Origin of the sequence: Streptomyces sp. NBC_01451 (genome assembly GCF_036227485.1) — a bacterium.
Lineage (GTDB): Bacteria > Actinomycetota > Actinomycetes > Streptomycetales > Streptomycetaceae > Streptomyces.
The window spans coordinates 1,828,407-1,841,972 of the sequence record NZ_CP109479.1; the positions used below are offsets into that span (position 1 = coordinate 1,828,407).

12 protein-coding genes and 1 pseudogene are annotated in these 13,566 nt (G+C 73.2%); 6 read left to right on the forward strand and 7 right to left on the reverse strand.

All coding sequences use genetic code 11. The features are described from left to right. Positions 1-123: 123 nt before the first annotated feature. Positions 124-897 carry a hypothetical protein gene (locus OG595_RS07850; protein WP_329269357.1) on the forward strand — a complete coding sequence of 258 codons (774 nt, stop codon included), beginning with the start codon at positions 124-126 and terminating at the stop codon, positions 895-897. A gap of 122 nt (positions 898-1,019) precedes the next feature. Here OG595_RS07850 and OG595_RS07855 read toward each other — a convergent pair whose 3' ends face one another. Then, positions 1,020-1,907 carry a GntR family transcriptional regulator gene (locus OG595_RS07855; protein WP_329269359.1) on the reverse strand — a complete coding sequence of 296 codons (888 nt, stop codon included), beginning with the start codon at positions 1,905-1,907 and terminating at the stop codon, positions 1,020-1,022. Positions 1,908-2,167: 260 nt separating this feature from the next. On the opposite strand from OG595_RS07855, the gene OG595_RS07860 reads away from it, so the two are divergent. After that, on the forward strand, positions 2,168-3,022 hold the full coding sequence (locus tag OG595_RS07860) for a (2Fe-2S)-binding protein (RefSeq protein ID WP_329269361.1): 855 nt from the start codon (positions 2,168-2,170) through the stop codon (positions 3,020-3,022). A 331-nt stretch (positions 3,023-3,353) separates the two neighbouring features. Further along, positions 3,354-4,400: a DUF2637 domain-containing protein gene (locus OG595_RS07865; RefSeq protein WP_329269363.1), complete on the forward strand. Its 1,047-nt coding sequence runs from the start codon at positions 3,354-3,356 to the stop codon at positions 4,398-4,400. Positions 4,401-4,463: 63 nt separating this feature from the next. Here the strand turns inward: OG595_RS07865 and OG595_RS07870 are convergent, their stop codons facing one another. Beyond that, a complete protein-coding gene (locus tag OG595_RS07870) occupies positions 4,464-4,880 on the reverse strand; it encodes an ATP-binding protein (protein WP_329282724.1) in 417 nt (138 codons plus the stop codon). 433 nt (positions 4,881-5,313) lie between these two features. Next, positions 5,314-5,802 (reverse strand): hypothetical protein, encoded by a 489-nt coding sequence (locus OG595_RS07875; RefSeq protein WP_443073325.1) that lies wholly within the window; start codon positions 5,800-5,802, stop codon positions 5,314-5,316. Here OG595_RS07875 and OG595_RS07880 point away from each other — a divergent pair. Further along, positions 5,729-6,670, forward strand: a pseudogene (locus OG595_RS07880) (transcriptional regulator); the annotation flags it as partial. The gene OG595_RS07875 and the pseudogene OG595_RS07880 sit on opposite strands and share 74 nt — an antisense overlap. Positions 6,671-6,704: 34 nt before the next feature. On the opposite strand, the gene OG595_RS07885 reads toward OG595_RS07880, so the two are convergent. Beyond that, positions 6,705-8,588 carry a protein phosphatase 2C domain-containing protein gene (locus OG595_RS07885; RefSeq protein WP_329269366.1) on the reverse strand — a complete coding sequence of 628 codons (1,884 nt, stop codon included), beginning with the start codon at positions 8,586-8,588 and terminating at the stop codon, positions 6,705-6,707. Positions 8,589-8,959: 371 nt separating this feature from the next. Between OG595_RS07885 and OG595_RS07890 the strand changes: the two genes are divergently transcribed. Beyond that, positions 8,960-9,442 (forward strand): DUF456 domain-containing protein, encoded by a 483-nt coding sequence (locus OG595_RS07890; RefSeq protein ID WP_329269368.1) that lies wholly within the window; start codon positions 8,960-8,962, stop codon positions 9,440-9,442. 113 nt (positions 9,443-9,555) lie between these two features. Here the strand turns inward: OG595_RS07890 and OG595_RS07895 are convergent, their stop codons facing one another. Next, a complete protein-coding gene (locus OG595_RS07895; protein ID WP_329269370.1) occupies positions 9,556-10,827 on the reverse strand; it encodes an SGNH/GDSL hydrolase family protein in 1,272 nt (423 codons plus the stop codon). Between the two features lie 129 nt (positions 10,828-10,956). Here OG595_RS07895 and OG595_RS07900 point away from each other — a divergent pair, with 129 nt between their 5' ends. Continuing rightward, entirely contained in the window at positions 10,957-11,328 is a 372-nt protein-coding gene (locus OG595_RS07900; RefSeq protein WP_329269372.1) for a PPOX class F420-dependent oxidoreductase, read from the forward strand. Positions 11,329-11,341: 13 nt separating this feature from the next. Here OG595_RS07900 and OG595_RS07905 read toward each other — a convergent pair whose 3' ends face one another. Continuing rightward, positions 11,342-11,878: a methylated-DNA--[protein]-cysteine S-methyltransferase gene (locus tag OG595_RS07905; protein WP_329269373.1), complete on the reverse strand. Its 537-nt coding sequence runs from the start codon at positions 11,876-11,878 to the stop codon at positions 11,342-11,344. Positions 11,879-12,276: 398 nt separating this feature from the next. Then, entirely contained in the window at positions 12,277-13,440 is a 1,164-nt protein-coding gene (gene rsgA, locus OG595_RS07910; protein WP_329269375.1) for a ribosome small subunit-dependent GTPase A, read from the reverse strand. Positions 13,441-13,566: the final 126 nt, after the last annotated feature.

The following is a 13,566-nucleotide window of genomic DNA, read 5'->3' on the forward strand; positions in this document are numbered from 1 at the left end:
CGGGCACTCATTCTTCCTCGACTTTGTGAATTCTTTCACCTACCCCCTTGGCCCGGCACCGGGATTCGTGCTGAGATGCCGCCACCACTCAACAGGCTCGATGGCGTGCTCGGGGAGGGCAACGTGGCGTACACCGCCATGTCTGGTTCCGGAACGACCTCTGGTGACGATCCGCTCCAGACCGCGGTATGGCGGCTGCGCTCACGCGCCTGCTGGGCGGACGCGGCGGCACTGCTGGACCCCGGCACGGCCGACGCCTCGCTCCAGCGGGCCGCGCTGCTCGTGGAACGGTGTCTCTACACCGAACAGGGCTGGGGAGAGGCCGAGGACGCGCTCCGTACGGCGGAGGCGGTGGCCCAGAGCGACGACGAGCGGGGCGCGGCGGCCTGTGAGCGCGGGCAGCTCGCGTACGCGGCGACCCTGCTCGGGGTACGGGACCGTGCCGACGAGGCGCGGGCCGCGCTGGGGCGGGCGGCGGCGCTGATCCCGCCGGGGGCTCCGGGGCGGGCGGTGCTGGACTTCCGGCGGGGGCTGCTGGCCGAGAACCTGGCGCGCTCTCCGCAGGCGGCGCGGGCCGCGTACCGGCGCGCGCACGCGGGCGCCACCGCGCACGCCGATCCGCTGCTGCTGTCGTTCACCTGGCGTCATCTGGCCGGACTCGCCCTGCGTGACGGGGAGTTGGCGGAAGCGCGGCACGGGTTCAGCGAATCGCTGCGGATCCGGGAGGAGTTGGGGTACCTGGTGGGGACGGCGCCCGCGTTGGCGTCGCTCGCCGACGCGGAGTCCGAGCCGGAGGCCTCGCGGCTGCGGGCGGAGGCGGGGCGGTTGTTCCGGCTGCTCGGGGGTGTGCCGACCTGGCTGGCGCGGCAGTTGGCCCGGCCGGCGGCTTCCGCGTAGGGCCTCGCGCGGGCGGGGTGGGGCGGTTCGGCCGTGCGGCGGGTGCGGGTCCACTGGGGCTGGGCGCGCCCAGGCGGCGGAGCCGCAGATCGGATACGGCCCCGCGCCCCTCGGGCGTCGGATCAGTGAGCCCCTGTCACATGGTTGCGCACCAGCGACTGGACGACTGACACGTCACCTGCCGCCAGGGCGTCCAGCAGAGTGCCGTGGTCCGCCGCGTCCGCCATGAGGGCCGACCGGCTCGTGTCGGCCTTCGTGTCCACCAGCGGCCACTGGGCGCGGCGGTGGAGGTCGTCGGCGAGCTGGACCAGCTGGCTGTTGCCGGCGAGGGACAGGACCGCCCGGTGGAAGGCCCGGTCGGTCTCCGCGTAGGTGGCCCGGCAGCCGGTGGACGCCGCGTGGGCCGTCGCCTCGGCGAGGGGGCGCAGTTCCGTCCAGCGTTCGGCGGGCACCGTGCGGGCCAGGCGGAGCAGTACCGGGAGTTCGATCAGGGCGCGGATCTCGGCCAGCTCCGCCAGCTCGCGGGCGCCGCGTTCCACGACGCGGAAGCCCCGGTTGGGGACGACCTCGACGGCACCCTCCATCGCGAGCTGCTGCATCGCCTCGCGGACGGGCGTCGCGGACACCCCGAAGCGGTCTCCCAGCGCGGGGGCCGAGTACACCTCGCCGGGTGCCAGCTCGCCCCCGACGAGCGCGGCACGCAGCGCGTCGAGGATCTGGCCGCGCACGGAGGACCGCTGGACGACGGGACGCGCCCGCGCCGGGCGGGACTGCGCGGTACGAGGCCCCGGGATCGGCTGCTCACTGTGCGTGTGCTCTCCCCTGGCGCCGTCGACCGGCGCACCCGCACCCGCGGTTCCGCGAGCCGTCGGACCGCTCGCCCCCGGGCCCCACCCGCGGTCCACGTCCGCGGCCGTGGCCTGCGGTGGAACGCGCACGGCGCCCGGGTGCGGGGCCGGGACCCTCGTCTCGGGCGAGCCGTGCGCGCCCTGTGGGCCGGCGTGCTGCACGGGGGCCTCCTTCGGGCCAGATGGCACCTTGACGGCACATGGGGTCATTGCGGCGGGTTGTTACTCGCCCGTCAAGCACCATAGGCGCACATTCCGTCAGTTCAAATCCCGATTCGAGTCCAGCTTCGAACAGAGGCCGGATCCAGGCGGATTCCGGGCCGGATCCGGTGTTAAATCCCGATCACATCACAGGCATGATGAGTAAGGTAAGGCTTACCTTTGATCTTTCGAGTGCCCTATCGAGATGCGGTGGTCCCGACATGTCCGCTCCCGTACAGACCCGGTCCGCCGTCGCGGACTCGTACGACCGGCTCGCCGAGGCCTATCCGGACGCGGCCGTCACCGAGCTGGATCCCGGACAGGCGCATCCGCGCGGCGCCGGGTGGGTCCGGGCCGCCGGGCTCGCGGCCGGCGACGCCGACCTCGACGCCTTCCTCGCCTGGGACGACGAGCAGGTACTGCGGGACTACGGCGAGCGGGGCCGCCCGGACGTCGTCGCGAGTTTCGGGCTGCACCGGTACGCGTGGACCGCCTGCCTGCTGATCACCGTGCCGTGGTTCCTGCACCGCCGGGTGCCCCGGCTGCCCGTCGAGGACGTCTCCTACCACCGCACCGACGGCCGCTTCGGTGTCCGCACCGGCGCCTTCGCCTGCCTGCCCGGCGACCCGGCCGCCGCCCTGCCCGGCGCCCGGGTCGTCGCCGACGAGGAGGCGTTGCGCGGAGAGGTCCGGGCGGCGCTCACCGAGCACCTGGAGCCCGTGCTCGGCGGTTTCGGGCCGCGGATGCGGCGGCGCGGCCGGGCCCTGTGGGGTGTGGTGACCGACGACGTCGTGGAGGGCCTGCACTACATAGGACAGGTCGTCGGCGAGGCGGACCGCGCACGGCGCGAGCTGGAACTGCTGCTGCCGGGTTCCACCCGGCCGTTCGTCGGGTCGGCGGGTTTCCGGAAGACGACCGGGCCGGACAGCGCGGCCCCGCCCACCCGCGACCGGGCGAGCTGCTGCTTCTTCTACACGATCCGCCCGGCCGAGATGTGCGACAACTGCCCTCGCACCTGCGACAACACCCGCGCGGCCGGGCCGACGACCAAGCCGACGCCCACCGCGGCAAGTTGAGGCATCCTCAGCAATTGCCCCCTCCCCCCGGGCCACGGCACGGCGTGCCGTAGGATCACCGCCGTAAGATCGCGTTCGACTGGGGCTCCCTTGGTTACGGGCACTTCACAAGTTCCTCACTTGTCGCAGGAACTTTCCGTGGAACCACCCGTACGGGTAGTCTTATTCGAACTCAACTCCCGCCCCTCAAGCGGCAGTTCGAGCAGAATGTCGCCCTGAGCATCCCCTTGCACCTCCTTAGGCGGCCTCTTGCCCCGAAACCCCCTGAGGGCTGAGGGGATTGGGCCACTATGGCGGGCGTTACGCCCTATCCCAATGCAAGGGACCCCAGATGAGACTGACCGACATATCGCTTAACTGGCTGCTTCCGGGCGCCGTACTGCTCCTGGGCGTGCTGGCGGCGGTGGCGGTGCTGGCGCGCGGCAAGCGCTCCTCGGGGGCGAAAGCGAGCCAGGACGACTCGTGGGAGCGCACCGAAGAGCGCCGCAGGCGCAAGGAGGCCATTTTCGCCTCGGCGTCCTACCTGCTCCTCTTCTGCAGCGCGGCGGTCGCCGCGGCGCTCTCCTTCCGCGGCCTCGTCGGCTTCGGCGAGCAGAACCTGAACCTCACCGACGGCTGGCAGTACCTCGTCCCGTTCGGTCTGGACGGAGCGGCCATGTTCTGCTCCGTGCTCGCGGTGCGCGAGGCCAGCCACGGTGACGCGGCCCTCGGCTCCCGGATACTCGTCTGGCTGTTCGCGGCCGCGGCTGCCTGGTTCAACTGGGTGCACGCGCCCCGGGGGCTCGACAACGCGGGTGCCCCGCAGTTCTTCGCCGGCATGTCCCTGTCCGCCGCGGTGCTCTTCGACCGCGCGCTGAAGCAGACCCGCCGGGCCGCACTGCGCGAGCAGGGCCTGGTGCCGCGTCCGCTGCCGCAGATCCGTATGGTCCGCTGGGCGCGGGCACCCCGTGAGACGTACAAGGCCTGGTCGCTGATGCTCCTGGAGGGTGTGCGCAGCCTGGACGAAGCAGTCGACGAGGTGCGCGAGGACAAGCGCCAGAAGGAGCAGACGCGTCTGCGCCGGCGTGAGCAGGAGCGGGCCGAGCGCGCGCACCTCAAGGCGATCAGCCGGGGCCACCGCGGCCCGTTCGGCGGCGGTGGCGGCGGTGGCGGTCAGCAGGTCGAGGTGGAGCGGGCGCCCGCCCAGGTCACCTCGGAGCCTGCCATATCCACCTCCGCGGAGCAGCTGCCTCTGCGCGCCCGTCCCTCCCTCCAGCCCGTCCGTGGCAGCAGTGACCCGATCACTGTCGACCTCACGGCGGAGGACGACACGATGGCTCTGCCCCGCCTGGACTCCCTGGAGCGCAAGCTCCGGGACCTTGAGCAGCAGTACGGCTGAGCAGCACGGCTGAACACGGGGTGAGCGCGAAGCGAGCGCTGCCCACATGGGGGCGTGGCCTGTTCAGGCCGCGCCCCCGTTCAGTTCGAACCACACCGCCTTGCCCACGCCGTGCGCCCGCACTCCCCACGCGTCGGCGAGGGACTCCACCAGGACCAGGCCTCTGCCATGCGTCCCGTCGTCGGCGACCGGTGCGCGCAGCCGCGGCCTGCGTCCCACGAAGTCCCGTACCTCCACGCGCAGTCCGCGCGGCGAGACGGTGGCCGTCAGTACCGCGTCGCGGTCGGTGTGGACCAGCGCGTTGGTGACCAGCTCGCTGGTGAGCAGCTCCGCTATCTCCGAGCTGCCGGGCCTCCCCCAGTGCCGCAACAGCTCACGCAGTGCCCTGCGGGCCTCCGGTACCTCCCGCAGATCCGAACAGCCCAGCCTGCGCCTCAATTGCGGCGCCTCCCCCCGGTGCGCGCCACCGTCGTCGCCGATGGCGTTGCCGTCGTCGTAGTCGTCGTAGCCTTCGTAGTCGCCGTCGTCGTGGTTGTCGTCGTTCTCGGCCGTTTCCTCCGCCGTTTTCGCCGAGAAGGCCCCGATGGTTACGGGACCGCCTCCTCGCGCCTGCCTCTTCATGACCCCCGCCCGGGCTCCGGTGAACTGTCCCCTCCTGATCGAACGCGTTCACGGGATCCATGCCCCCGACCTGAACACGGCAGTCATGTCGAATCCTCAACGACCGGATGTACGGGGATGGTTGGACCGTTCCTGGCCGGATCAGGACCCCGGCGGCACCCGTCGGGCGCTGCTGGAGGGGCGTTTGGAGCGGGCGCTGCGGCAGTTCACGCGCCCGTCCAGCCGGGGACGGGCGCGTGAGGGCGGTGGATCGGCCGAACCGTCCAGTGCGGGCTGCCGATCCCGCCGTAGGTCACTTGCCGCCGACGCCCTTCGTGCCGATGCCGATGATCCGGTGGTCTCGGGTCAGGTCGACGACCAGCCCGGTGGTGCTGCCGGGGCTTCTCGAGCCCCAGGTCAGCGTGATGCCGGCCTCCGCGTGATCGGCGGTGCCGTTGTCGGTGACCGTCCAGCGGACGGGGACGTCCTGGGCGCGCAGGACGCCGTCCGCGTGGTTCTTCGCCTCCCAGGCGACCAGCTTCTTCAGACAGTCGGCGTGGATGTCGTACTTGCGGAGTTCCGCCGCGAGCCTTCCGCCGTCACCGGGGCCGCTCCGGGCGTCGATGCAGGCGCCGTAGAAGTCGGCGACGCGCGTCACGGAGTCGGACTGGCTGCCGGTCACCGTCCGGGGCGCCCGGACGGTCACGATCCCGAGGGCGAGAGCGACGGCACGGCAACGGGCACGTACGCCCGCCGAGCCGGGGACATCCGCGGAACCAACTGCGCCCACGGCACCGGACACGTCCGCCGAAGCGCGTACGTCCGGCGCGGGGGACGCTCCCGCGGAGCCGGCCGCCCCCGACGTGTCCGCTCCCGCCGCCCGTCCCGCCGTCCGGCGCCCCTGGTACCGCCACCGGCGGATCGCGGTCACCACGGCCATGGCCGGCACGCTCCTCGCCACACTGGGCACGCTGGGCAGTCTGTCGGCCCTGTCCACCGGCCACTCCCCGCCGAAGGGCTCCCCGGAACCCTCCCCCACCCCCACCAAGGAATCCTCCGCGCCGATCGCCTGGACCGCGAACTCCCAGGCCTGGTCTCTCGGCTGCGGCCACGACTACGTCATCGCCAAGCCGCCGGGGCAGGTCCCTCCGCCGCCGGCCGCGCAGGACGCCGGTCCTTGGGCGGCGACGCAGCAGGCGGTGCACGGAGGCGACACCAACGTCGAGATCTCGGTGCAGGGACGGACCTCGGCAGCGGTCGTCCTGGAGGCGCTGCGCGTCCGGGTGGTCGGGCGGAGCGACCCGGCCGGGGGTACCGCGTACTCGATGGACCAGGGCTGCGGCGGCTCGATCACTCCCCGGTACTTCTCCGTCGACCTCGACAGGGACCGGCCCGTCGCCCGCCCGACGGCCGGAGACGACGTGGGGACGCCGATCCCGGCGGTGCGCTTCCCCTACCGCGTCTCCGCCCAGGACCCGGAGGTGCTGCTGGTCACCGCCCGGACCGTGACCTGCGACTGCCGCTGGTACCTGGAGCTCGACTGGTCCTCCCGGGGCAGCGCCGGCACGGTCCGCATCGACGACGCCGGCCGGCCGTTCCGGACCAGCGGCATCAAGGGGCTGCCCCGCTACTGGTACTCGATGCGCGAGTGGGTCCCGCGCAAGGACTGAGCAGCCCTTTCCCCCGCGTCCCGTCGCCGCCCCGTCACATGTCCCAGACGGCGGCGGCCGTACGGTCGTCCGCGTATCCCTTGACCCGTACCTGGGTGTCCGCGAGGAACGCGGCGAGGCCGGGCGGAGTGCCGCCGGACCACCGTCCCGTGAGGTACTCGCACAGCTCGGGCTCACCGCGCAACGGCTCGGCGAGGCCGCCGGTGCACAGCAGGAGCGTGTCGCCGGGGCGGGCGACGGAGGCACGGAAACGGAAGGGTTCGCGGCGCGGTTCGGGGGCGGGCTCGTACGGGCTCGGCGGTGTCGTGATCCCGAGGTCCATGGTGAGCCGGTCCCCGTCCGGGGTCTCGTGCGGCGGCGAGCCGAATCCGACGACGGGCTCACCGGCCGGGATGTCGGCGACCCGCGGCTCGATGTCCTGCCACTCGCCGTCCCGGAGCCGGAACAGTCCGCCCGCGCCCACGCCGAAGAAGACGCGCGTACGGCAGTCGGGGTCGGCGGGCAGCAGCAGGCAGCGCAGGCCCGCGGTGTACTCCTCGGGCTCGATGCCCTGCTCGGCGGCGCTCGCCCGGAGCCTGCCGAGGCTGCGGTCGGTGAGCCGTTGCAGCCCCGACTTGAGGTCACCACGCCGGGCGGCGCGGAGATCCTCGGCGAGCCGTGCGTGGCTGCGCCCCACCGCGCGCCCGATCCACTGGCAGGCCTCGGCGGCGGCCCGGTGCGCGCCGGGCGTGGCACGGGCGCCGGTCGCCATCGCGATGAGGACGAGCGCGTTGTCGCCCGCTCCGAAGCGGGCGGTGAGGAGGGAGTCGCGGCGGGGCTCGCCCCTGAACCGCGCGGAGTCCCCGCGCAGCGAGACGGCCCGGAGCGCGCAGACACCGTAGTGCGCCCCGTCGAGCACGGTGTCCGCGACGAGGTCCCCCAGGTCGTCGGGGTCGGCGGGCGGGAGGGCGGTGGGTTCGGGGGCGTAGGTGGGGGGACCTGAGCCGACGTGGCCGACGGTGGCGGGAGGCCCGTCGACGGCGAGGGCGGAGGAGGACGACCCGGGCGTTGCCGGGCTCGCCGGTGCCCCCTGCGCCCGCGGTGCCTCGGACGGCAGCGCGGGCACGTCCCGGCGGGTGGGGGTACGGAGGACCGGGGCGCGGAGGACGGAGAAGTCGGCCGGGGATCCGTCCTGGGCGGGATCGGCGGGGATGTCGTCGCGTGGGTCGGAGTGGTGGGGCGGTGACCCCGAGGGGGGCCTGTCCGGGGTGTCCTCCCGGGCGGACACGGGCGCGGAGGCGGAGACAGGGTCGGTCGCGGCGGGCGGACGCGGCGGTGCGTCCCACACGGCGTCCGTGGCCTCCGTCATGTCGGCGCCTGTCTCCTGGGCGCTCCCGCCGGGCGGACCGGCGGCCCCGTCCGCGAAGGCGGCGCCGGGCGCGGACGGCCCCGTACGGTCCTGGAAGCCCGGCGGCTTGGGGCCGGGCGGGAAGGACGCGGGGCTCCGGGGCATGGCGGGCGGCGGCTCCCAGGGGGCGCGGGGCTGTCCGGGCCCGCTGTTCCGGGCCGCGTCCCACGCACCCCGGGGTTCCCCGCCGCGCTGCGGCGGAAGTGCGGAAACCGGCGGGAACGCGGGCGCCGGAGAGGATACGGGCGGCGCAGGGGACGCGGGCGGCGCCGTCTCGTACCACTCCTCGAACGCGCCGGAGGTGCCGAAGGCATCCCCCGCCACGGGCTCGCGCCCGAACACCGCGCCTCTCCCGTCCCGTTCGGGATGCGCGTCGGCCTTCGCGGCGTCCACGGTGCCCGACGCCGAGGCGAACCGGTCGTCCAGGGAGTCGCCCGCGGCCGTGGGCCCGGTGTCCTCGGTGGAGTCGTCGTACAACTGCCCCCACCAGTCGTCCTCGTGACCGGTGGACCTCTCCCCCTGCTGGCTCATGACCTCAATTGTCCACCGGATGGCCCGGTTGAAAACGGGGCATCCGGAAAATCCGGTGGGGTGTTCCGTCCTGAACGGCGTGTTCGACGGCGTGTCGGATGACATGACGAACACCCGTACGAAACAAGTCGCCGGGCGGTCCCACCCCCCACGGGAGAACCGCCCGGCGACGCCGGGGGGACCTGGGCCGGTCCGCTCCGACCCGAGTGTGACGGGTCTTCCTTGGGTTCCGCTGTGGTTCGCCGTGGCGACACCCCGGCAGTGGGACGGGACCGGCGGGCTCGCCCGGTACGCCGGACCAGGCCGCTCCCCGCACTCCCCACCGCTCCCCCTGACCTGCGCTTTCGCCAGTCCTCCGGCACTCTGGGCAGATGGGCGCGTCGGATCTCCTGCTGATCGGCCTGGTCATGGTGTTCGGGCTGTGCGGAGTGCTGGTGCCCGGGGTGCCGGGGTCGTGGCTCGTGTGGGCCGCGGTCCTGTGGTGGGCGCTGAAGGAACCGCAGGCGGTCTCCTGGTGGGTGCTCGTGGGCACGACGGGCGTCCTGTTCCTGTCCCAGGTGGTCCGCTGGCAGCTGCCCCCACGCCGGCTGCGCGCGGGCGGCGCCACCCCTCGAATGGCGGTGTACGCCGGGGTCGGCGCCCTTCTCGGCTTCTTCCTGCTGCCCGTGCTCGGCGCGTTCCCCGGGTTCGTGGGCGGCGCCTACCTCCACGAGCGGCTCCGGCTCGGCCGGCACCGCGAGGCTGTGGCGGCGGTACGGCGGGTGATGCGGGCGGGTGGCACCAGCGTCTTCATCGAGCTCTTCACCTGCCTGCTGATCACGGGCGCGTGGCTGGGTGCCACGCTCTGGGGCTGACACGGCGGGAGGTGCTCGCGCGACGGGAGGGACGGGGCCGCGCGCCGCGTTGCCGGGACCCCGGCGAGGGGACGGCCGAACCCGCCCCGCGATGGGGCGAGTTCGGCGATCGCTCACAGTCTCCTGAGGTCGGCCAGTTTGATCGTGTCGGCCATGGCCCGCATGCCGGCGTCGTTGAAGTGGAGGTGGTCACCCGGGTCGTAGGCGGCCCGCATGCGGTGCGGGAACGCCGGGTCGCGAACGGCGGCGTCGAAGTCGACGACCGCGTCGAAGATGCCGCCGGTGCGGATGAGGGTGTTCACCTCCCGGCGTACGGACTCACGGGCCTCGCTCCACCTCCCGTGGCCGCCGTACGGCGTGATGGTGGCGCCGATGACGCGGATGCCGCGGGCGTGCGCGCGGCTCACGAGCGACTTGTACGCCTCCGCGAAGGCGCGCGGGACGGTCTGCTCGGGGGTGCCGTTGATGTCGTTGATGCCCTCGAACACGATCAGCGCGCGCACCCCGGTCCGCGAGAGGACGTCGGCGTCGAAGCGGGTCAGGGCGCGCGGGCCGACGCCGTCGAGGAGGACGCGGTTGCCGGAGATGCCCGCGTTGAGAACGCCGAGGCGGCGGTTCGGGGGCAGCGCGGCGAGCCGGTCGGCGAGGCGGTCGGGCCAGCGGCGGTCGGTGTCGGTGGTCGTGCCGCCGCCGTCGGTGAGGGAGTCGCCGAGTGCGACCACGCTGCCGGCGGCGGGTGCGTCGAGGACGTCCACGCCGGTGACGTAGTACCAGGAGCTGAGGGTCTTGGTGTAGGCGTCGCCGTCCTCCGCGGCGGCCCAGTCGCCGCTCGGGGCAAGGAAGTTGGTCTGCTTGGCCGTCCGGTGGTAGGTCGCCGGACCGGAGTCCCCGGGGGTGTGGACCGTGACGAGCAGGTTGGTGTCGGCCGGTACGGCGAGCTTGACGGCGTCGGTGACCCGGTCCTCGCCCGCCGGGATCGTCACCGTGGAGGCGCCCGCGAAGGTGGCCGTACGCATCGAGCCGGGCACGGCGTCCGGGCTCTTCGGTTCGCCGGGTTCCTGGAGGGCGACGGTGACCGCGCCGAGGCGGAGCGGCCGGGTGCCGAGCCGGTTGGTGAGGCGGACGCGCAGTGCGCTGCCGCCGACGCTGACGTGCAGGACGTTGCGGTAGGTGGCGCCGGGCCTGGCGGCGACGGTGCCGGAGGCGGCGGCCTCCCAGGTCCCGGTCCAGACGCGGGGAACCGGGGTTTCCCGCATGGGAGACGGGAGGGGGGCCGGGGATGGTGCGGGGGTGCTCCCCGTGTCGGCTCTCGCTGCGGGCGGGGCGAGGGCCAGGGCGGTCACCAGGGCCGCGAGGCTGTGCCGAACCATGATCGCGCGGGTCATGTGCGCATGGTTCCCCGAGCGGTGAGCAGCGCCAACGCAATGTCACACCCATGGCGGCACGCACGTATGTTCGCACTTACACCCGCGTTTCCGCTGCGCCTGCCGGGGCCGCCGTGTTTGGCTTCCGGCATGACCGAATTCAGCGCGGCCGAGCGTGCCTATCTCAGGACCCAGCGCCTGGGACGGCTGGCCACCGTCGACCCCAACGGGCAGCCGCAGGCGAACCCCGTCGGCTTCTTCCCGCAGGACGACGGGACCATCCTCATCGGCGGTCACGCGATGGGCAGCACCAAGAAGTGGCGCAACCTGGAGAAGAACCCGAAGGTCGCGCTGGTCGTCGACGACGTGGTGAGCGTGAGCCCCTGGAAGGTGCGCGGCGTCGACATCCGGGGCGAGGCCGAACTCCTCACCGGACCGCACGGGTTGGGCCCCCGCTTCAGCGAGGAAGTGATCCGCGTCCACCCGAGGCGCATCCACAGCTGGGGCCTGGAGGAGAACTGAGGACCGGTCACCGTCACGGGGGCAGCGGAACACCTTCCAGACCGAGCAGGTGACGCTTGCGGTCGAGGCCGCCCGCGTATCCCGTGAGGGAACCGTCCGCGCCGATCACCCGGTGGCAGGGCCGCAGGACGAGCAGCGGATTGGCGCCGATCGCCCCGCCGACGGCCCGTACGGCGGCCCTCGGGGCCCCGATCCGCGCGGCGATCCACCCGTAGGTGGCGGTCTCCCCGTACGGCACCGAGTCGAGGGCGTCCCAGACGCGCTGCCGGAATTCCGTCCCGGTGCTTCGCAACTCCAGCCGGAACCGGGTGAGTTCACCGGCGAAGTAGGCGGCGAGCTGTGCTTCCGCCGCCCGGAAGGGCCCGGGGTCCCGCCGCCATCCCTCCTCGGCACCCCGCACGCTCCGGCCGCCCTTCTGACCGGGTACGGAGAGGGACGTCAGCGCGCCCGACCCGTCGGCGGTGAGGAGGAGTTGGCCGAGCGGGCTGTCGAGGACGGTCCAGTGGACGGTCTCGGCGGCGGTCGCGGAAACAGCGGGGTGTGTCGTCATGATGCGGGCTCCCACTCGCCTGCGGCGATGAGGTGATGGAGGGCGTACGAGCGCCAGGGGCGCCAGGTGTCGGGCACGTCCACGCCGGACGGCGCGACGTCGGGGTCGCCGAGGGCGCGGGCCCGGATCCCTGCTGCGCACGGCGGCGTACCTGGTGTCCTGGTCGGTCACGCTGCCCAGTCTGCGGTACGGGGGGGGGAGGGCGCCGCCGGCGGCTGTCGGACATGACGATTCCCACCCGACCGCCCGTCCCGGTCCGTTTGCCGGGCACCCTCGAACCGCAGGCGGCGCGCCTCAGGACCGCTCGGCATCTCAGCCCGTCCGGCGCTTGAGGACGAGCGCGTTCAGCGCGAAGAGGGGTCCGGGAGCGCAGCCCCCGGACCCACGCCCAACCACCCTTACCGCTGCCGCCCCCGCTTCGCCTCCATCGCGGCCTTCCCCTCCGCCCCCTTCTTCTTCCAGTCCTTGCGGATCTCCGCCCGCAACCGCGCATCGGTCTTGGCGACGATGTACTGGTTCTCCCGCAGCAGCTTGCGGTAGCTGTCGAGCCGCCGCTGCGGCAGCGCACCCGAGTCGAGCGCCTCCAGCACCGCGCATCCGGGCTCCGCCGTGTGGGCGCAGTCCTGGAAACGGCATCCGGCGGCCAGCTCCTCGATCTCGGCGAAGACCTGCCCGACGCCGGTTCCGGCGTCCCAGAGGCCGACGCCCCGCAGCCCCGGGGTGTCGATGAGGACGCCCCCGCCGGGCAGGACGAGCAGATTGCGGGTGGTCGTGGTGTGCCGGCCCTTGCCGTCGGCGTCACGGGTGGCCTGAACGTCCATGACGTCCACACCGAGGAGCGCGTTCGCGAGGGTCGACTTGCCCGCACCGGACTGGCCGAGCAGCACTGCCGTGCCGCCGGCGACAACGGCAGCGAGGACGTCGACGCCGTCGCCGTTGGTGGAGCTGACGGTGAGCACCGGCACCCCGGGGGCCGCGGCCTCCACGTCCTGGACGAGATACGCGAGCGTCGTGGCGTCCGGTACGAGGTCGGCCTTGGTGAGCACCACGACGGGCTGCGCACCCGGTTCCCAGGAGAGCTCCGACGTGCGCAGCAGGGCGTCACCACTCGAACTGGACATGGCGAGCGCCAGGAACCGCTCGATGCGCCCGAGGTCGAATTCGACCGCGAGCGACACACAGATGACGACGTGGTCGATGTTGGTGGCCAGCACCTGGCCCTCGGAACGCTTCGACGAGGTCGAGCGCACGAACGCGGTACGGCGCGGGAGGAGTGTCCGCACGTAGCGCGGGTCGCCGCCTTCGGGGTCGACGGCCACCCAGTCCCCCGTGCAGACGACCTTCATCGGGTCGCGGGGGACGACGAACTCGGTGTCGGCACGGACGGTGCCGACGGGGGTGACGACATCGCACAGGCCCCGGTCGACCCGCACGACACGACCGGGCAGGAGACCCTGCTCGGCGAACGGGGCGAACTCGGCCTCCCAGCCCGCATCCCAGCCGTACGGCACGAGCGGATGCGAGAGAGACGAGGACGAACCCAGGAGAGAGGAGAAAGACAAGGGGTGACCCTTCACAAGGGTGGCCCCGGCACCGCGCTCACTGACGCGGAAGAGAAAAGAGGTCAGCCGGAGGCCACGGGAGTGGACTTGATGAACTTCCGGATGCGGGCAGCGCCCATCTCGACG

Excerpts from the sequence above, each read along its gene's own strand:
- OG595_RS07885 (WP_329269366.1), bottom strand. The coding sequence starts at position 8,588 with ATGAGCCAGCAGGGGGAGAGGTCCACCGGTCACGAGGACGACTGGTGG.
- OG595_RS07860 (WP_329269361.1), top strand. The coding sequence starts at position 2,168 with ATGTCCGCTCCCGTACAGACCCGGTCCGCCGTCGCGGACTCGTACGAC.
- OG595_RS07890 (WP_329269368.1), top strand. The coding sequence starts at position 8,960 with ATGGGCGCGTCGGATCTCCTGCTGATCGGCCTGGTCATGGTGTTCGGG.
- OG595_RS07905 (WP_329269373.1), bottom strand. The coding sequence starts at position 11,878 with ATGACGACACACCCCGCTGTTTCCGCGACCGCCGCCGAGACCGTCCAC.
- OG595_RS07895 (WP_329269370.1), bottom strand. The coding sequence starts at position 10,827 with ATGACCCGCGCGATCATGGTTCGGCACAGCCTCGCGGCCCTGGTGACC.
- OG595_RS07900 (WP_329269372.1), top strand. The coding sequence starts at position 10,957 with ATGACCGAATTCAGCGCGGCCGAGCGTGCCTATCTCAGGACCCAGCGC.
- OG595_RS07865 (WP_329269363.1), top strand. The coding sequence starts at position 3,354 with ATGAGACTGACCGACATATCGCTTAACTGGCTGCTTCCGGGCGCCGTA.